The sequence below is a fragment of the Nocardia sp. NBC_01730 genome (assembly GCF_035920445.1).
Classification (GTDB): domain Bacteria; phylum Actinomycetota; class Actinomycetes; order Mycobacteriales; family Mycobacteriaceae; genus Nocardia.
Genome location: NZ_CP109162.1, coordinates 4,714,540 through 4,732,692 on the forward strand (window position 1 = coordinate 4,714,540; position 18,153 = coordinate 4,732,692).

General features: G+C 67.7%; 21 protein-coding genes and 1 pseudogene. 15 read left to right on the plus strand and 7 right to left on the minus strand.

The window, feature by feature from the left end; genetic code table 11:
• Window positions 1-2: 2 nt before the first annotated feature.
• The 3 genes and pseudogenes from OHB12_RS19000 to OHB12_RS19010 all read right to left on the minus strand — a co-directional run.
• Window positions 3-584, minus strand: coding sequence for a suppressor of fused domain protein (locus OHB12_RS19000; RefSeq protein WP_327109945.1), 582 nt, complete (start codon window positions 582-584; stop codon window positions 3-5).
• Between the two features lie 3 nt (window positions 585-587).
• Window positions 588-1,079: a general stress protein gene (locus OHB12_RS19005; RefSeq protein WP_327121241.1), complete on the minus strand. Its 492-nt coding sequence runs from the start codon at window positions 1,077-1,079 to the stop codon at window positions 588-590.
• A gap of 105 nt (window positions 1,080-1,184) precedes the next feature.
• Window positions 1,185-1,298, minus strand: a pseudogene (locus OHB12_RS19010) (CoA ester lyase); the annotation flags it as partial.
• A 65-nt stretch (window positions 1,299-1,363) separates the two neighbouring features.
• On the opposite strand from OHB12_RS19010, the gene OHB12_RS19015 reads away from it, so the two are divergent.
• The 9 genes from OHB12_RS19015 to OHB12_RS19055 all read left to right on the plus strand — a co-directional run bounded on the left by OHB12_RS19015 (window position 1,364) and on the right by OHB12_RS19055 (window position 9,337).
• Entirely contained in the window at window positions 1,364-2,650 is a 1,287-nt protein-coding gene (locus OHB12_RS19015; RefSeq protein WP_327109946.1) for a magnesium transporter MgtE N-terminal domain-containing protein, read from the plus strand.
• Window positions 2,643-3,248, plus strand: coding sequence for a DUF1003 domain-containing protein (locus OHB12_RS19020; RefSeq protein WP_327109947.1), 606 nt, complete (start codon window positions 2,643-2,645; stop codon window positions 3,246-3,248). Before OHB12_RS19015 ends, OHB12_RS19020 begins: the two co-directional genes overlap by 8 nt.
• Window positions 3,249-3,366: 118 nt before the next feature.
• Entirely contained in the window at window positions 3,367-4,785 is a 1,419-nt protein-coding gene (locus OHB12_RS19025; RefSeq protein ID WP_327109948.1) for a lytic transglycosylase domain-containing protein, read from the plus strand.
• Between the two features lie 111 nt (window positions 4,786-4,896).
• Window positions 4,897-5,763 (plus strand): lytic transglycosylase domain-containing protein, encoded by an 867-nt coding sequence (locus OHB12_RS19030; protein WP_327109949.1) that lies wholly within the window; start codon window positions 4,897-4,899, stop codon window positions 5,761-5,763.
• A gap of 19 nt (window positions 5,764-5,782) precedes the next feature.
• On the plus strand, window positions 5,783-6,913 hold the full coding sequence (locus OHB12_RS19035; protein ID WP_327109950.1) for an Mrp/NBP35 family ATP-binding protein: 1,131 nt from the start codon (window positions 5,783-5,785) through the stop codon (window positions 6,911-6,913).
• Window positions 6,914-7,229: 316 nt separating this feature from the next.
• On the plus strand, window positions 7,230-7,550 hold the full coding sequence (locus tag OHB12_RS19040) for a DivIVA domain-containing protein (RefSeq protein ID WP_327109951.1): 321 nt from the start codon (window positions 7,230-7,232) through the stop codon (window positions 7,548-7,550).
• Window positions 7,547-8,140 carry a DNA-3-methyladenine glycosylase I gene (locus OHB12_RS19045; RefSeq protein ID WP_327121243.1) on the plus strand — a complete coding sequence of 198 codons (594 nt, stop codon included), beginning with the start codon at window positions 7,547-7,549 and terminating at the stop codon, window positions 8,138-8,140. Before OHB12_RS19040 ends, OHB12_RS19045 begins: the two co-directional genes overlap by 4 nt.
• Window positions 8,141-8,281: 141 nt before the next feature.
• Window positions 8,282-8,449: a DUF3117 domain-containing protein gene (locus OHB12_RS19050; RefSeq protein WP_011211259.1), complete on the plus strand. Its 168-nt coding sequence runs from the start codon at window positions 8,282-8,284 to the stop codon at window positions 8,447-8,449.
• Window positions 8,450-9,337 (plus strand): putative RNA methyltransferase, encoded by an 888-nt coding sequence (locus OHB12_RS19055; RefSeq protein WP_442799815.1) that lies wholly within the window; start codon window positions 8,450-8,452, stop codon window positions 9,335-9,337.
• Between the two features lie 22 nt (window positions 9,338-9,359).
• On the opposite strand, the gene glgA is transcribed toward OHB12_RS19055, so the two are convergent.
• Complete coding sequence (gene glgA / locus OHB12_RS19060; RefSeq protein ID WP_327121247.1) at window positions 9,360-10,517, minus strand: glycogen synthase; 1,158 nt, start codon at window positions 10,515-10,517, stop codon at window positions 9,360-9,362.
• Window positions 10,518-10,654: 137 nt separating this feature from the next.
• On the opposite strand from glgA, the gene glgC reads away from it, so the two are divergent.
• Entirely contained in the window at window positions 10,655-11,869 is a 1,215-nt protein-coding gene (gene glgC / locus OHB12_RS19065) for a glucose-1-phosphate adenylyltransferase (RefSeq protein ID WP_327109952.1), read from the plus strand.
• Window positions 11,870-12,021: 152 nt separating this feature from the next.
• On the opposite strand, the gene OHB12_RS19070 is transcribed toward glgC, so the two are convergent.
• From OHB12_RS19070 to OHB12_RS19080, 3 genes are all read right to left on the minus strand, one after another.
• A complete protein-coding gene (locus OHB12_RS19070; protein WP_327109953.1) occupies window positions 12,022-12,240 on the minus strand; it encodes a hypothetical protein in 219 nt (72 codons plus the stop codon).
• 260 nt (window positions 12,241-12,500) lie between these two features.
• On the minus strand, window positions 12,501-12,734 hold the full coding sequence (locus tag OHB12_RS19075; protein ID WP_327109954.1) for a hypothetical protein: 234 nt from the start codon (window positions 12,732-12,734) through the stop codon (window positions 12,501-12,503).
• An 84-nt stretch (window positions 12,735-12,818) separates the two neighbouring features.
• Window positions 12,819-13,451, minus strand: a complete 633-nt coding sequence (locus OHB12_RS19080; RefSeq protein ID WP_442799816.1) for an O-methyltransferase — start codon at window positions 13,449-13,451, stop codon at window positions 12,819-12,821.
• A gap of 286 nt (window positions 13,452-13,737) precedes the next feature.
• Here OHB12_RS19080 and sigE point away from each other — a divergent pair, with 286 nt between their 5' ends.
• The 5 genes from sigE to OHB12_RS19105 all read left to right on the plus strand — a co-directional run bounded on the left by sigE (window position 13,738) and on the right by OHB12_RS19105 (window position 17,770).
• Window positions 13,738-14,400 (plus strand): RNA polymerase sigma factor SigE, encoded by a 663-nt coding sequence (gene sigE, locus OHB12_RS19085; RefSeq protein ID WP_327109955.1) that lies wholly within the window; start codon window positions 13,738-13,740, stop codon window positions 14,398-14,400.
• Window positions 14,401-14,462: 62 nt separating this feature from the next.
• Window positions 14,463-14,861, plus strand: a complete 399-nt coding sequence (locus OHB12_RS19090; protein ID WP_327109956.1) for a hypothetical protein — start codon at window positions 14,463-14,465, stop codon at window positions 14,859-14,861.
• Window positions 14,862-14,871: 10 nt separating this feature from the next.
• The gene (locus OHB12_RS19095) at window positions 14,872-16,410 is read left to right on the plus strand and encodes a S1C family serine protease (RefSeq protein WP_327109957.1); all 1,539 of its coding nucleotides are present in this window, start codon (window positions 14,872-14,874) and stop codon (window positions 16,408-16,410) included.
• 33 nt (window positions 16,411-16,443) lie between these two features.
• Complete coding sequence (tatB, locus tag OHB12_RS19100) at window positions 16,444-16,860, plus strand: Sec-independent protein translocase protein TatB (protein ID WP_327109958.1); 417 nt, start codon at window positions 16,444-16,446, stop codon at window positions 16,858-16,860.
• Between the two features lie 52 nt (window positions 16,861-16,912).
• A complete protein-coding gene (locus OHB12_RS19105) occupies window positions 16,913-17,770 on the plus strand; it encodes a hypothetical protein (protein ID WP_327109959.1) in 858 nt (285 codons plus the stop codon).
• The last annotated feature ends 383 nt before the right edge of the window (window positions 17,771-18,153 follow it).

The following is an 18,153-nucleotide window of genomic DNA, read 5'->3' on the forward strand; positions in this document are numbered from 1 at the left end:
GCTCACAGGCTCGCGACGCCCCGTTCCGGATCGCGCACATCGATGCCCGCTTCCTGCCACGCGTCCCGCAGTGCCTGCGCGCCGCGTACCCGCACCCACGCCGCCTCGGTAGCGGTCACCGGCGTCACCGCGAAGTACCGCACCGGCTCGGCCGGATCGGGCAGCACCACATCGGGAATGTCACTGCCGCCGAGCAGGACCGCGGTGAACGGCGCGTTGCGCCACATCGGCTCACCCAAGTCCATCAGCGCATCCGCCTGCAGCACAACGCCTTCCACCACGGGCGCGGCGGCGAGCACACCCAGCGACTTGGCCAGTCCCGAGCTCGCGCCCACTCCGGAACGCAGGGTCAACACCAGTTCGGCTCGCGGCCCACGCACCGGATCCGAGTGCAGCGCCGTGGGATCGCCCATCGGATGCCGGGACCCACCGAGCGTGGCGTAATGCACCAGATCGCCCTCGACGATGCGCAGGATCTCGATCGGCTCCAAGCCGAGAAACGTCACCGACGCCGAATCGACGCCCGCCGAATCCACCCCGAAATGGCCCAGCACCCCGGTGCGGACCGCCTCCGTCACTTCCATGCGTCAGATGGCCAACCGCGCGAGTAGGTCGCGCGCCTGCTCGGCCGACTTCGGGTCGCACAGCACGTCGTAGCGGCCCGCAACCAACTGCATGGTGGACGCGAAATCGCGCTGCCCTCTGGTCGCGGCGTACGGAATGGAGGTGGAGATGACGCCGAAGATGATGCCGCCGATCAGGCCGACGAGCAGCGGACCCAGCGCGCCACTCGTGGTGAACAGACTCAGCAGAAGGCCTAGAAACAGGCCGAGCCAGGCACCCGACACCACGCCGCCGCCGATGACCTTGCCCCACGTCAGCCGGTAGAGGACCCGCTCGACCTGCATGAGGTCGACGCCGACGATGGTCACGTCCTGCACCGGGAACTGGTTGTCGGCCAGGTAATCCACCGACTTCTGCGCCTCGGCGTAGGTCGGGTAGGAGCCGACCGGCCAGCCGGTGGGCGGCGTCGGCAGGCCCTGCCGAGCGCGGTTCGAGTTCCCCAAGGGATTCGTCATCTCTCCATTCTGCTCTGCTACTCCGACCGCTGCTCCGGTGGTGCGAAACGCGTGGTGCGCGTCATTCCGGCGGCGCGGCCCTGCTCCGCGATCACCTGTGCCATCGTCGATGTTGCGCAGGCCGAGCGCGTTCTCGATTTGCGGCTCGATGCCGATGCGCCCGACCTCGAGGCCGCATGCCTTCTCCAGCTGGGTCAGCAGCAGGTCGAGGGCGCGTACCTGGCCCACTCCCGTCGATGGTGGCGCGTTGCGAGCACCCGCCCGCGAACCTCTAGCCTGGCAGCATGGCAGCTACCAGGGTGTACGTCGCCAGGCTGGCCGGCCTGGTGGTGTTGGGACCGGACGGCGAGTCTATCGGCCGGATCCGCGACGTCGTCGTGGCCATCCGGTCCGACCGCCAGCAACCTCGGGTGCACGGCCTCGTCGTCGAATTGCCCACCCGGCGGCGCATTTTCGTGCCGATCCTGCGGGTCACCGCGATCGAGCCTGGCGTCGTCACGTTGAACACCGGAACGGTCAGCCTGCGTCGGTTCACCCAGCGCCCCGGCGAAATGCTCGCGCTGGCGCAGATCGTGGATTCCACGGTGCGGGTGCACGACCCGGATCTGCCGGACCTGGACGGCGTGGACGTGCACGTGGTCGATCTCGGCATCGAACAGACCCGCACTAGGGACTGGCTGGTCACCAGGGTCGCGGTGCGCGGCCACCGCAGGTTGGGGCGCCGCCGCACGGTGCACGTGGTCGACTGGACCATGGTGTCCGGCCTGACGCCATACGAAATCGGCAGGCCCGGACAGGACGTCACCCAACTGCTGGAACAGTTCGAGGGGTTGCGCGCGGCCGACGTCGCGCATCTGCTGCGCGAGCTGCCGGAGAAGCGGCGCGTCGAGGTGTCCGTCGCGCTCGACGACGAACGCCTCGCCGACGTCGTGCAGGAGTTGCCCGACGACGAGCAGGTCGAACTGCTCAGTCATCTCGAGGTGCGGAGGGCGGCCGACGTGCTGGAGGCGATGGACCCCGACGACGCCGCCGACCTGCTCGGCGAACTGCCCGCGGGCGAGGCCGAATCGCTGCTCGCCCTGATGGATCCGGAGGAATCCGAGCCAGTCCGCAGGTTGCTCAAGCACTCCCCGTACAGCGCGGGCGGTCTGATGACCCCGAAGCCGGTCATCCTGACACCGGCCACCACGGTGGCCGAGGCACTGGCACGGGTGCGCAATCCCGATCTGACCCCCGCGCTGGCCTCGATGGTCTTCGTAGTCCGTCCGCCCACCGCGACGCCGACCGGCCGTTACCTGGGATCGGTGCACATCCAGCAACTATTGCGGGAACCGCCCGCTCATCTCGTCGGCGGCATCCTCGACGCCGACCTCGCGCCGCTGCGCCCCGACGTCCCGCTGGCCGCGGTGACCCGCTACTTCGCGACCTACAACCTGGTCTGCGGGCCGGTGGTGGACGAGGAGAACCACTTGCTCGGCGCGGTCAGCGTCGACGACGTGCTCGACCATCTGCTACCCGACAACTGGCGCGACCAAGAAGAGATGCACGAAGGGGTGCCTGGGCATGAGTGACAAGGACCCGGCACGGGGGCTCGGCTACAGCAGCGCGCGCCAGCGCTTGGAGACGCCCATGGAAACCCGGTTCCGGTTGGACTGGGACGCCGAGGCACTGGCCCGCAGCAGCGAGCGGGTGGCGCGGTTCCTCGGCACCGGGCGCTATCTGGCGATCCAGACGATCATCGTGATCTTCTGGATCGTGCTCAACGTGTTCGTTGTCGCGCTGCGTTGGGACCCGTATCCGTTCATCCTGTTGAATCTGGCGTTCTCCACCCAGGCCGCCTACGCCGCGCCGCTGATCCTGCTCGCACAGAACCGGCAGGACAACCGCGATCGGGTCGCGCTGGAGGAGGACCGGATGCGGGCCGCGCAGACCAAGGCGGACACCGAGTTTCTCGCCCGTGAACTCGCGGCATTACGCCTCGCGGTCGGCGAAGTGGCCACGCGCGACTACTTGCGCCGCGAATTGGAAGAGATGAAGGAGATTTTGGACCGGATCGAGTCCGCCGAATCCCGGGATCAGGAGACGCACCCGGAAAAGTCCGCTCGCAAGAAAACCTCCGGCCGAAAGCAGTCCACGGTTCCGGTTTCACCGCCCGGCGCCGATGATTGACCGAAAATACCGAACAACCATCTGACCGGTGGGTAACCTGGACAGCGTTGTCCAGAGCGGCCCGGGCCGGGATGTCCCGGACAATCGCTCCCCGCGACGTCGAGGATGGTGTGGCCGAATGCGTATTTCTGCTCCGATAACCGTCTCGGCCTTGGTTGTTGCTGGCGTCGTGGTGAGTGGTTCGGCGGCGGAGCCGTCGTCGGTGGTGCGGCCGCCCCGGGCGTTGTTGGCGGCGTCGGCGGGCGGGGTCGGTGGGCGGGATGTGATGGAGGAGGGGTTGTCTCGGATGCCGGGGTTGTTACCGGTGACCGGGGAGGCGCCGCGCAAGCTTCGGGCATTGGTCCCGCGGGGGGAAGGGGTGGCTCCGTATGCGGGTGTGGTTCCGCTGCGGGATATTTCGTTGCCGGTGATGGGGGGTGCGTTGGGGATTCCGGAGATTCTGTTGGCGGCGTATCGGAATGCGGAGTTGGCGTTGGAGTCCTCGATGCCGGGGTGTGGGGTGTCGTGGAGTTTGCTGGCTGGGATCGGGCGGATCGAGTCGGGGCATGCGGGGGGTGGTCGTACGGACGCGGCGGGGACGACGGTGCGTCCGATCTTCGGTCCGGCGTTGGATGGCCATCTGCCGGGCAACGAGGTGATCCGGTCGGCGGAGGGTGGGTTTGTGCGGGCGGTAGGTCCGATGCAGTTTCTGCCGGGTACGTGGAATGCGTACGCCGCGGACGGGAACGCCGATGGGGTGGCCGATCCGAACAATGTGTTCGACGCGGCATTGGGTGCGGGGAAATATTTGTGTTCGGGTGGGTTGAATTTGCGTGATCCGGTCCAGGAGTTGCGGGCGGTGCTCCGGTACAACAATTCGATGGCGTATGCGGGGAATGTGTTGAGTTGGTCGGCGGCCTACCGCACGGGGGGTTCTCCCACTCAGGTGGCGGTGTCACCGGAGCTGGTCGCGCCCGGCGTCCTCGGACCGCTGCCTGCCCAGGCCCCGCCCCCCGATCCCGCCGAGCACTCCAGTGTGCAGGTGCCGCCTCCGGTCGCCCCGGCTCCGGTGGCCCCGGCTCCGGTCGAGGTGATGATCATGATCCCGGGGCTGCCGCCGATCCCGTGTGGCATTTTCTGCCCGGCCCCGCCTGCACCGGTGGATCCCTGTGTGGCGCGGGTGGTGCCCGCACCGATGCCACGCCCCGACATACCTGTTCCCGTCCCGCCGGGACGCAGCTACGGCGCGGGCACCGGCGAACCCTACGACCGCCAGGCACGAGATTCCCGGGCGCAGGATCCCCGCGACCCCCAGGCCGCCACCTGCACCCCGCCCGGCACACAACCCGGCGTCTGGACAGACGCCGAACCCGGCGGCCGGCCAGACGCCGCACCCGGCGCCGCGCCGGCCGAGGGACCCCGCCGAGACGCCCCCGCCGAACCGGCCGAAACACACGAACCCGAACCGGGCCCCGGCGAACCCGCAGAATCCACCCCAGCACCCGGCATCACCCTCCCCTTCGGCATCGTCATACCCCTACCCACACTCCAACAGTGACCTAAACCAGCAGCGGATCACGAAGCAGTAACAAAACAATCTCGAATGCGGTAACCTTCCCTTCGTCCATCACGAAGGGCTCACGATGAGCCATTGGAGGGTCGCCACACCGTGGGACGTCACCGGAAACAGCCGCCTGCCACCGCCAGACGGAGCTCCGTTATCGCATTGACCGGATTGGTTCCCGCTGGACTCGTGGCCGTCACGGCCGCGTCCGATGTGGGCAGCGTGGGCGCGTCCGCGGCGGCGGTTCAAGCACCGGGAGCCGATCAGGACGTGCAGGGCGCCAGAACGCAGGTCGTCGCAGAACCCGTCGCCACGACCGAATTCGTCGCTCACGCAATGGCAAAGCCCGCGCCTACCGCGGCGCCGGTGGTGAAAACCGTTGTGCTGCCGAACGGAAGGCAAGTCGCCGCGTTGCCTGCCGGGCCGGTGGGCGTTCCCGGCGTGGCCGTCGCGGCCTACCAGAACGCCGAACGTGTTCTGGCCGCGGAGAATCCGGTGTGCGGGATGCCGTGGTCGTTGCTGGCCGGCATCGGTCGGGTCGAGTCGACGCACGCGTTCGGCGGCAAGGCCGACACCGACGGCAACCCGCTGACCCCGGTCTACGGCCCGGTGCTGGACGGATCGCTGGCGGGCAACCACGTCGTCCGCGACTCCGACGACGGTGCGCTGGACGGCCTGGCCGGATTCGACCGCGCGATCGGCCCGATGCAGTTCCTGCCGCAAACCTGGAAGCGCTACGCCGCCGACGGCAACGGCGACGGCATCGCAGATCCGCAGAATCTTTTCGACGCCGCCCTGACCACGGGCAAATACCTGTGCGACGGCGGATTGAACATGCGCGACCTGGCCCAACAGTCGCGCGCGATCCTGCGATACAACCACTCCATGGCCTACGTCGCGAACGTCATGGCCTGGGAAACCTCCTACAGCACCGGGGTCGCACCCCGGCCCGGAGACCTGCCCAGAATTTGACACGCCTAAAATTCCTGCCATGCCAGTAGTTACGGAATCGGATGTGCGGGGCGCCCTCGCGAAGGTCGACGACCCGGAGATCCGCAAGCCGATCACCGAACTGGGCATGGTGAAAAGCGTCGCGATCGGCGCCGACAGCAATGTCCACGTGGAGATCTACCTGACGACAGCGGGCTGTCCGCTGCGCACCGAGATCACGCAGCGGGTCACCAGGGCCGTCGCCGACGTGCCAGGTGCCGGCGCGGTGACCGTCGAGCTCGACGTGATGAGCGACGAGCAGCGCACCGAGCTTCGCAAGCAGCTGCGCGGCGACTCGGCCGACCCGGTCATCCCGTTCGCCCAGCCCGGCTCGCTGACCCGCGTCTACGCGGTCGCCTCCGGCAAGGGCGGCGTCGGAAAATCCAGCGTCACGGTGAACCTCGCCGCCGCCATGGCCGCGCGCGGCCTCTCGGTGGGCGTGCTGGACGCCGACATCTACGGACACTCGATCCCGCGCATGCTCGGCACCGACGCCAGGCCGACCCAGGTCGAGCGGATGATCATGCCGCCGGTCGCGCACGACGTGAAGATGATCTCGATCGCGCAGTTCACCAAGGGCAACACACCGGTGGTGTGGCGCGGGCCGATGTTGCACCGAGCGCTGCAGCAGTTCCTCGCCGACGTGTTCTGGGGCGACCTGGACATCCTGCTGCTCGACCTGCCGCCAGGCACCGGCGACGTCGCCATCTCCATCGCCCAGCTGATCCCCAACGCCGAGATCCTCGTCGTCACCACCCCGCAGCCGGCCGCCGCAGAGGTGGCCGAGCGCGCGGGAGCAATCGCGTTGCAAACCCGTCAGCGGATCGCGGGCGTGGTGGAGAACATGTCCTGGCTGGACCTGCCGGACGGCACCCGGATGGATCTGTACGGCTCCGGCGGCGGCCAAGCCGTCGCCGACCGGCTCACCCGCGCCGTCGGCGCGAACATACCGCTGCTCGGTCAGATCCCGATCGAGCAGGCGCTGCGTGAGTCGGGTGACGAGGGCACCCCGATCGTGCTGCGCGATCCCGACAACCCGGCAGCCAAGGCGCTGCAGGAGGTCGCCGACAAGCTCGCCGTCCGCCGCCGTGGCCTCGCGGGCATGTCGCTCGGCATCGATAGCCGTGCTTAATTTGCAGCGCCTGCGGCGCTGCGTGTTCGCGGCCCCCTCTTGGCTCGCGTCCGAGCTGCCGAAGCACCCAGAACAATAGCCATCGCTGGCGGCAAGTGGCGGGCCGAACAACTCGCCACCGCTCCCACCCCTGGCGCAACATATCGGCCCACTCCCCCTTCCGAGCGCAGCGAGACCGAGCATTGCCTGTTCGCGGCCCGGCTCGCGTCCGAGCGGCCGCCGCGTCCGCGACGAAGTCGCCAGCGGCGGTCGCTCGGATGCGAGCCAACAGGGGGCCGCGAACACCCAGCGCCGCAGGCGCTGGAAAAATTACAGCATGCTCACGATGCTGCTATACGTGCTGATCGTCGGCTTGGTCGCCGCAGTGCTGTTCCTGCTCGCCAGTGCGGTCTTCGGGCGGTCCGAGGAGTTGGGGCCGTTGCCGGAGGGGGCGACGGCCACGCTGCTGCCCGCCGAGCGAATTACCGGAGCGGACGTGCGCGCGCTGCGCTTCCAGCAGGTGGTGCGTGGGTACAAGGCCGCAGAGGTGGACTGGGCGCTAGCCAGGCTGGCCGCCAGGATCGACGAACTCCAGCGCCAAGTGGCCGATGTCCAGGCTGCCGGGTGGCAGACACCGATCGCACCCGAGTCGAAATGATCGCGCCGGCCGACGACGGCCGAATTCGCTGCGCGTGGCCGCTGGAGTCCGAGCTGTACCGGGATTACCACGACTACGAGTGGGGCAAGCCGCTGCACGGCGACGACGCCCTGTTCGAGCGGCTGTGCCTGGAGGCGTTCCAGTCGGGGCTGTCGTGGATCACCATCCTGCGGAAACGGCCCGCGTTCCGCGCGGCGTTCGCCGGGTTCTCGATCGAGCGCGTCGCGGAATTCGGCGACGCCGACGTGGCCAGGCTGCTGGCCGACGCGGGCATCGTGCGCAATCGGCTCAAGATCGAGGCCGCCATCGCGAATGCCAGGGTCGCCCGCGACCTCGACATCGGCCTGGACGCACTGCTCTGGTCATTCGCGCCGCCGCGGCGATCGCGGCCGCGCACCGGTGCGGAGGTGCCCGCCACCACCACCGAATCCTTAGCTCTGGCAAAGGAATTGAAACGGCGCGGGTTCCGATTCGTCGGACCGACCACCGCCTACGCACTGATGCAGGCGACTGGAATGGTCGACGATCACCTGGCCGACTGCTGGGTGGGCAGTGACCTGCCGGACCCGGGCCGACCGGTCACTTTTTGAACTCAGGTATCCGCCCACATCCGCGATAGGGAAGAATGGAATGGGTGTAGCTCGCCAAATGTCGGCGAGCTCACTAGTTGGTGACAACTGGAGTTCCAAGAAAGTGCGCAGCAGACCGCGCAGATCTGGAGGGAGCAGAGGATGGCGGCCATGAAGCCCCGCACCGGGGACGGTCCCCTCGAGGCAACCAAGGAAGGGCGTGGAATTGTCATGCGGGTTCCACTCGAGGGTGGCGGGCGGCTGGTCGTCGAACTCACGCCGGACGAGGCAGCGGCGCTGGGTGACGAACTGAAGAGCGTCACCAGCTGAGTGTCACCAGCTGAACACCCGGCCCTCGCCGCGGTGGCCGGTCTGCTGACTTGCCCCGAATGCGTGGGCTCGCAGCGGTCGCACGAGGATGCCTCGGCGCTCGTGCTGGAAATGCACGACCGGGCGCTGCGCTGCGGACAAGGGCACAGCTTCGACGTCGCACGGCAGGGCTATGTCAGCCTTCTGACCGGCGCGTCGACAAAAATGACCGGTGACACCGCGGCCATGCTGGACGCGCGCGCCACTTTCCAGAGCGGGGGACACTTCCTGCCGATCGCCGATGCGGTGACTCGCGCCGTCACGGCGGCCCGGCGACCCGACGGTGCGGTGCTGGAAATCGGCGCGGGCACGGGCTACTACCTCGCCCGGGTGCTCGACGCCGTTTCCCCGGCCGTCGGCATCGCGCTGGACGTGGCCAAGCCCGCCGTCCGGCGGTGCGCCCGCGCGCACCCGCGCGCCGCGGCGGTGCTGGCCGATGCCTGGCGCGGGTTGCCGATCCGCGACGGCGTGCTCGACCGCGTGCTCTCCGTCTTCGCGCCGCGCAATCCCGGCGAGGTAGCCCGGGTGCTCGGCAACGACGGCCGTTTCGTCGTCGCCACACCCACCGAACGCCACCTGGGCGAGTTGATCGGGCCGCTGGACATGGTGCGCGTGGACCCGGACAAGGACCGCAAGCTCGAGGCCGCGCTGTCGGGTCACTTCGAGGCGGTCGAGAACGCGCTCGTCGAGTATCCGATGAAACTCGGCCGGAGCGAGGTCGCGAACGTGGTGGGCATGGGACCGTCCGCGCATCACGTGGCCGCCGCGGACCCGCGCTTGGCGAACCTGCCGAAGAGCGTGGAGGTGACCGCGTCGGTCGCCGTGCGCACCTACCGCCCGGTGTCATGACCGCGCCGCTGCCTGCGCGGAGTCACACCTTTCGGATCTTGTCGTAGACCTCGATGGTGCGCGCGGCAACCTGCGCCCAGTCGAACTCGGAGACCGCCCGCGCGCGGCCCGCCGCACCGAACTCGGCGGCCAGCGCCGGGTCACAGGCGACCTCGTTGACGGTGGCGGCCAGGTCGCGCTCATAGTCCTCGGCGGCGCCCGCGTCGTAATGCACCAGCCGTCCGTTGCGGCCGTCCTCGACCACCTCGGGGATCCCGCCGACGTCGGAGGCGACCACCGCGGTCGCGCAAGCCATCGCCTCCAGATTCACGATGCCGAGCGGCTCGTACACCGACGGGCATACGAACACGGCCGCGGCGGCGAGGATCTGGCGGATCTGCTCGGTCGGCAGCATCTCGCGAACCCAGTACACGTTGCCGCGCCGCCGCCGCAACTCGTCCACCGCGGCGGCGACCTCCTGCGCCAGCTCCGGCGTGTCGGGGGCGCCTGCGCACAGCACGAGCTGGATGTCGTGGTCGAAGTCCCGGGCGGCGGCCAGCAGGTGGCCGACGCCCTTCTGCCGCGTGATGCGGCCGACGAACGCCACGATGGGCCGATCGGGGCGCACGCCGAGCGTGTCGAGCACCGACGACGTGCCCGCGGCCTCCTGCCCCGGATGCCAGATTCTCCCGTCGATGCCGTTATGCACCACGTGTACCCGATCCGGGTCGACGGCCGGGTAGGCGTCGAGCACGTCACGGCGCATGCCCTCGCTCACCGCGATGAGGGCGTCGGCGTGTTCGACGGCGGCCCGCTCCGACCACGACGAGAGCCGGTAGCCTCCGCCGAGCTGCTCGGCCTTCCACGGCCTGCGCGGTTCCAGCGAATGCGCGGTCAACACGTGCGGGATCCCGTAGAGCGTCGCGGCCAGGTGCCCCGCCAGACCGGTGTACCACGTGTGCGAGTGCACCAAATCGACCTCGCCCGCGGCATCGGCCATCCGCAGCTGCGCGGACATCATCTGCAACGCGGGGTTGGCGGCGTAGAGCACCGGATCCGGTTGGTGTACTACGGCATCTGTGCGCGCGACGCCCATGCAATGCACGGTCACTTCGCACAGCTCGCGCAAACACGCGGTCAACTGCGTTACGTGTACCCCGGCTCCGCCGTACACCTCGGGCGGATACTCGCGGGTCAGCATTGCGACCCGAAGCCGGCCCCGCTCGCCGGAATCCACCGCCGAGTGCCCGCGATACGTGCCGAAACTCACCGGTTCAAACTAGACGTTCGATTCGGTGGAGGCCACTCCCGGGCGCGTCACCCGGTAGTTTGGCAGGTGTGAGGAGCCAGCCGCACGTACTCGGGATCGTGCTCGCCGGTGGCGAGGGCAAGCGACTCTTTCCACTCACGGCGGACCGCGCCAAGCCCGCGGTCCCATTCGGCGGCGCCTATCGCCTCATCGACTTCGTGCTCAGCAATCTGGTCAACGCGGGCTTTCTGCGGCTGTGCGTGCTCACCCAGTACAAGTCGCACTCGCTGGACCGGCACATCTCGCAAACCTGGCGGCTGTCCGGCTTCGCGGGCGAATACATTACCCCGGTTCCTGCGCAACAGCGGCTCGGGCCACGCTGGTACACCGGCAGCGCGGACGCGATCATGCAGTCGCTGAACCTGATCTACGACGAGGACCCGGACTACATCGTGGTGTTCGGCGCCGACCACGTCTACCGGATGGATCCGGAGCAGATGGTGCGCCACCACATCGATTCCGGGGCGGGCGTGACCGTCGCGGGCATCCGGGTGCCGCGCAGTGAGGCGAGTGCGTTCGGCTGCATCGATACCGATGACTCGGGCCGGATCACCCAGTTCCTGGAGAAGCCTGCGCACCCGCCGGGCACCCCCGACGACCCGAACGTCACGTTCGCCTCCATGGGCAATTACGTCTTCACCACCAAGGTGCTGGTGGATTCGATCAAGGCGGACGCGGACAACTCCGACTCCGACCACGACATGGGCGGCGACATCATCCCGTCGCTGGTCGCCGCGGGTCAGGCGGGCGTCTACGACTTCGCCCACAATGACGTGCCCGGCGCCACCGACCGTGACCGCGGCTACTGGCGCGATGTCGGAACGATCGACGCGTTCTACGACGCGCACATGGATCTGGTCTCGGTGCACCCGGTGTTCAACCTCTACAACCGGCACTGGCCGATCCGCGGCGCGGCCGAGAACCTCCCGCCTGCCAAGTTCGCCCAGGGTGGGTTGGCTCAGGAGTGCATCGTCGGCGCTGGCAGCATCCTGTCCGCGGCCACCGTGCGCACTTCGGTGCTCAGTTCCAATGTCATGGTCGACGACGGCGCCACCGTCGAGGGCTGTGTTCTCATGCCCGGTGTCCGCGTCGGGCGCGGCGCGGTGGTGCGGCACGCCATTCTGGACAAGAACGTGGTGGTCGGCGAGGGCGAGATCATCGGGGTAGACCTGGAGCGCGACCGCAGCCGGTTCGCCGTGAGCAACGGCGGCGTGGTCACGGTGGGCAAGGGCGTGTGGGTCTAGGGCTGGCCCGCCTCTCCGGGTCTTCAGACCGTACCAGTCAGGGTGACCCGGGATTTGCGTTCAGGTCCTACGATGGGTGCCGCTCGAGTTCTGGGCGTGCCCGACGAGTTACCCATGTTCTTACGAAATCAGTAGTTGCGTGGTGAGCTGTATCAGGGTTCCCCCGGCTCGGGGGCAGGGGATCCGATGCAGAACGGTGCGCACGGGCCCGGCGTGCGCGGCACGGTCCTCTTCGAGGTGCCGAAATCGGCGGTGCTGACCAGATACACCGCCAGCACCGCCAACAGAAGCACCGCGGCGAAGGCTGCCATCGCCCGACCCCAGTGGATCGGACGAGGGCGACGCTCGTCGTCGTCCCAAAGGAACATCACCGCACTGCACCTTCTTCCAGATGCTTCGCTCGGAGGATCAACCCGCTAGTGCCCCATTCACACATGCCTCCTGAAGAATGCGCCGGACAGTCGGCGCGTGTCCGGGTATTCGATGGGTTGGCCGATCACGGACTGACGAAAAGTGCAGAAGCCACGGGATCTGCTTCGGCCGAACGAATCGAGTTGCTCTTCGGGCCTTTTCACTTTCGCTTCGAACCTGCACGGGCACCAGGTATCTGCGGCCGGCGTTCGGGGGCGGATTACGGTCCAGGCGGCACGACAGTCTGCGTGCAGAATGGCTCGCACGGCCCCTGTGTCGGAGTGACTTTCGGAGTTCCGCTGTCGAAATCGGCGTTGCTGACCACGAGTAGCACCAGAACGGCACCCAGGATCACGAACAGGAAGGCGATTACCGTGGGCCGCAGCCAACTCGATCGTCGCTCCACGACGACATCACCCATGTAGACCATCTCGACGGCATCGAGTTCACGCATCTTGACAACCTCGCTGACTTGTTTCCCAGCGGGTACCCGCAATTCGGCCATGAAATCAGCTCGTGTCGAGCAAGGCGCGAATCACTAACCGCGTGAGGCGCAGAGCAATCCGTCCCCGACCGGGATCAGCACGCTGGTGAGTTCGGGATGCTCTGCGATGGCGCGGGTGGCGGCGCGCACAGCCTGAGTGGCCGGATCGCGCTGTGCCGCGTCGGGCACCCGTCCGCCGAGCAACGCATTGTGCAGCACGATTGCCCCGCCGTCGCGCAACAGTCGCACCGCCTGGGCGACATACTCCGGGTGCTCCAGCGGCGCCGCGTCGATGAAGACCAGATCGTAGGCGCCGTCGGCCAGGCGCGGCAGAACGTCGAGCGCGCGTCCGTTGATCAGCCGGGTCCGTGCGGGTGGGATCTCGGCGGCGCGGAACGCCTCCCTGGCCGCGCGCTGGTGCTCTGGCTCGGAATCGATGGTGGTCAGCGTTCCGTCCTCGCGCATCCCGTCGAGCAGCCACAGCCCGCTGATGCCCGCACCGGTGCCCACCTCGACTACGGCACGTGCGCCGAGCAACTGCGCGTAGATGCTCAGCATCGCCCCCACCGAGGGCGGCACGGGTGCCACGCCGAGTTCGGTGGCCCGTTCGCGCGCGCTGACGAGGATCTCGTCTTCCACGACGGATTCCTCCACGTAGGCGAGATTTCGCTCCAGATTCGATGCCACGGGTATGAGGCTAACGCCGGGCGGGTGGTCTCGGCGTTCCGTACAACACGCGCCGCCCGCCATTCTCGCGGCCAGTTTTCTCAGGTGACCCTCAGGATCTCCATACCCCGGCCATATCAGGACACGAGAGAGTATGGGCAACGCAAGACCACCGACCGTGTCTAACACGGAACGCGGGAACAACGACATACCGATCGTCGGTTGTATCCGTACGCGACGGTCCGCAGATCCGGGCCACCGCGAGTTCCGACGTTTACGGTCCCTAGTAGGAGGTAGCTCCATCCACATGGTCGATGCGGCGCGTGAGTACGCCACCCTGCCCGAGCAGATCCTGCCGACCGAAGCCGAGGCCTCCGAGGAGTCCGTAGAGCTGAGCGGGACTGCTGCCTTCGATGCCACCGGTGACCGGTCGGCCATGCCGTCCTGGGACGAGCTGGTCCGCGAGCACGCCGATCGGGTCTACCGCCTGGCCTACCGCCTCTCCGGCGACGCACAGGACGCCGACGACCTCACCCAGGAAACGTTCATTCGGGTGTTTCGCTCGCTCTCGAATTACCAGCCGGGCACCTTCGAGGGCTGGCTGCACCGCATCACCACCAACCTGTTCCTGGACATGGTCCGCAGGCGCAACCGGATCAGGATGGAAGCGCTGCCCGAGGACTACGACCGCGTGCCCGCCGAGGGCCCCGGCCCCGAGCAGGCGTACCACGACGCCCGGCTGGATCCCGACCTGCAATCCGCGCTGGATTCGCTGGCACCCGAGTTCCGCGCCGCCGTCGTGCTGTGTGACATCGAAGGGCTGTCCTACGAGGAGATCGGCGCTACGCTCGGCGTGAAATTGGGCACCGTGCGCAGTCGAATCCACCGTGGGCGGCAGGCACTGCGTGACTACCTTGCGCATAATGGAAGTGAGCAGCGGTTCGCCGCTGACGCGAACAACATAGGGTGATCCGTCGAAAGCCGGCATCGCCCGACAAATCGGATGATGTCGGTTGAAAGGGTGAGCACCGAATGAGTGGCGACTCCAGTACGTCCGGTCGTCGTCCGCCTCGTTTCAGCCCCACCGAGCATCTGGCGAGCGAGGCGATCGCGGCCTATGTGGACGGCGAGTTGCGGATGAACGCCTATCTGCGTGCCGCCCAGCATCTTTCTCTCTGCCCCGAATGCGCGGCGGAGGTCGACGCACAGCAACAGGCGCGCATCGCGTTACGTCATGCGGGCCATGTCGCGATCCCCACCGGGCTGCACGACAGTCTGACCAGGATTCCCCTCGCCGAACTGCCGGGCGGCGCGAGCAACGGGCGGACCCCGGCCTCAGGTTCCGACGGGACCCCGCGCAACGAGGCGGTTTTCGGCTTTCTGACCGATTCGTTCACCGCGACCCGGTGGACAACGTGGTGGCGGAAGTAGAGTTTCCCGAGTGACCACCGAATCTACGAATTCCGGATCGGCCGACACCTCGGATTCGGCGGCCAACCGCGGGAATCTCCGTCCATCGGACGCGCCCGTGCTCGGTCCGCGTCCGGTCTACCGACCCCATGTCGACACGCACACCGCGCGCGCCTTCCGCAGGCCGTCCGGCCTGTCCGGTTCGTTCGCCGAGCCGCTGCCGATCCGCACCGCGGGTCCGGCGCCGCAGGTGGGCCCCGAACTCCACAACCGCCCCCCGGACGCGGTGCTCGCGGAGGCGTTCGGCCGCCCGGAGGGTTCCAGCGAGCTGCTGCAGCGCGATCCCGACGCCGCCGACGGCACAGCAGCAATCGCGGGTCCGGCCGATCCGTGGCGTGATCCCGATGCCGCCGCGCGCCTCGGCGCGCCTGCGGTGCCGACGCCCACACCGCAGCCATTGCCGCAGGCCGAGAAACTCACCGCACGCCAGGTGCTGTTCGGCTCCCGGGTCGCTCCCAAGGCGCTGGCCGTGCTCGCGCTCGTCGCGCTCGTGATCGGTCTGCTCGGCGGTCTGGTCGGCAGGCTGACCGCGGAGACCGCTTCCACGCTCACCTCGCGCAAGGTCGCCTTGGAGCAGAGCGGCGACACCGATCGTCCGCACGGACTGATCGCGCAGGTCGCGAACGCCGTATTGCCCTCGGTCGTTTCGATTCGGGTCACCGTCGGCGACAATGGCGCCACCGGGTCCGGTGTGGTGATCGACGGCGGGGGCTACGTCGTCACCAACAACCACGTCATCTCGATGGCCGCACAGGACAAGACCAATCGCGCCACGATCCAGGTCCAGTTCTCCGACGGCACCCGGGTGCCCGCCCACATCGTCGGCCGCGATCCGAAGACCGACCTGGCCGTGCTGAAGGTCGATGTGAAGAACATCACCGTCGCCAAGCTCGGTAAGTCCGGCGACGTCCAGGTCGGCGACGATGTTCTGGCTATCGGCTCGCCCCTCGGACTGAGCAAGACCGTCACCTCCGGCATCGTCAGCGCGCTGCACCGCCCGGTGAAGTTGCAGGGTGAGGGCAGCGACACGAACGCCGTGATCGACGCCGTGCAGACGGACGCGTCGATCAACCCGGGTAACTCCGGTGGCGCACTGGTGGACATGGAGGGCCGAGTCATCGGTATCAACTCCGCCATTCGCAGCGAAACCGGCGGCTCGGTCGGCCTCGGCTTCGCCATCCCGGTGGACATGATGACCCAAGTCGCCCAGACCTTGATCCGCGATGGTGCGATTCATCATCCGAGGCTGGGAATCAGCCCGCGCACCAAACAGGTGGCGAATGAGACGACGAGCGGCGCGGAAGTCGCCGATGTAGCACCCGGCAGCCCCGCCGCCAAGGCAGGGATCGTCGAGGGCGACGTCATCGTGAAGGTCGGCGATCGTGAGGTAACCGGCCCGGAGGAGCTGGTCGTCGCGGTGCAGTCGCGCAAGATCGGGGAGACCGTGAACGTGGTCTTGATCCGTGATGGCCGACAGGTGGACGTGCCGGTCACGCTGGAATCCGACTGAGCCGCTGGTGGGGTCCCCAGGTAGCCTGATTACGTGTTCAGCAACATCGGCTGGAGCGAGATGGTCATCCTGCTCGTCGCCGCCCTCGTGATTCTCGGACCGGAGCGCTTGCCCGGTGCGGTGCGCTGGACCACTCGCAGCCTGCGCCAGGTGCGCGACTATGCCAGCGGTGCGACCTCGCAGCTGAAGCAGGAACTCGGGCCCGAGTTCGAGGATCTACGCAAGCCGCTGGCCGACCTGAACGAACTGCGCGGTATGACTCCGCGCGGGATGGTGACCAAACACCTTCTCAACGGCGACGATTCGCTGTTCAAGGATTGGGAAGGCACGCTGCTCGACAAAAAGGATTTGTACAGCACGAACAGCGGAATGCCCGACTACCCGATGCCGAAGATCGATAAGCCGTTGGAGCGCAACGAACGTCCGCCGATCGACACGGACGCCACCTGATCTGTCAAGAAGTCTAGACACCATGACCTGTTCAGCTGTCTAGACTTCGCACATGTCGGCCGATGACGTGGCGCGCGTGTTCGCGATCGAGGACAGGGTCGAGCGACTGAAGGCGGCCACCGACGGGGTGGCGGCGGCCCAGCAGACCATCAACGAACTGACCAGGATTCGCCGTGCTGTGATCAGGGAACTCCATGCCGATGGCTGGACGTTCGCCAGAATCGGTGCGGCGGCGGGGCTTTCCCGCGCCCGGATCCATCAGGTGAGTACGCAGGGACCATCGCCGGAGGGACTGTTCTTCGGGCACGGTTCGCTCACCGTGCTCGTCCCGGAGGTGCGGGCCGGGCGGGTAGTCGGTGCGCCGGACCCGGCTGCGCCGCACCGTCTTGCCGAACTACTCCGCGAACTCGGCTTCACGGTCGCGGTCGAACATTTCCTACCCGGCCGCCCGGTCGACCTGAAGCGCGACGGGCTGATCGTGCTGGGTGGCCCGGAGCTCTCCCCCAGCCTGCGCCAGCTGATCACCGCCGATCCACGGCTGCGGCGCGCGGTGGCCAGGGCGGGCGACACCCGTCGTGGCATCGAAGACCGGGCGGCGCGCCGGGTGTACCGGCCCGGCGGGCCGGAACCGCATGACATCGCCTATCTGGCCAGGCTGCCAAGACCCGATGGGCGCGGCAGCGTGTTGATGATCGACGGCATGCATCCACCCGGATCTCTCGGCGCCATTCGGCTGCTCGCCACCCGTCTGGCAACCCTGCACGAGCGTGCGAGCACACACCTGTTCTCAGTTCTGGTCGCCTGCCGGTTCGACCGGGCCACCGGCGAACCATTGGAGGCCGATCTTCTCACGCCGGTGTACCGCCATGACGCCGAAACCCGGTTTCCCGCAAAAGGTGTGCGCCGCTGATCCACGGCGAACCGCGATAACGCGAGCCGGTAGGCACCATTGGCCCGCGGCGACGAGTTGCTTGGGGTCTCGGCATGATTCGGCGGTAACGTGCCGAATGCCGAAGAGCGGCTGAGAACTTCATCGCCCCGCGACGACGGTCGGTCCGCCTGCGCGGATCGTCCCTGCCGATCACCCGAGGCCCATTCCGGAGCCCAGGATTCGACTGCCGGTCCGCTGAATCGACATACCGGTCACGGCCAGTCGAACGACGTCCACCTGCGCAAACCCCTATCCTCTAAGGGCTTGTGACACGCAGGGTTCCAGAGGTATACGACACGTCACAACACCCTCGGGTAGGGTGTTTCCTGCGCTGATGCTTAAATAGCCGAAAGATAACTATT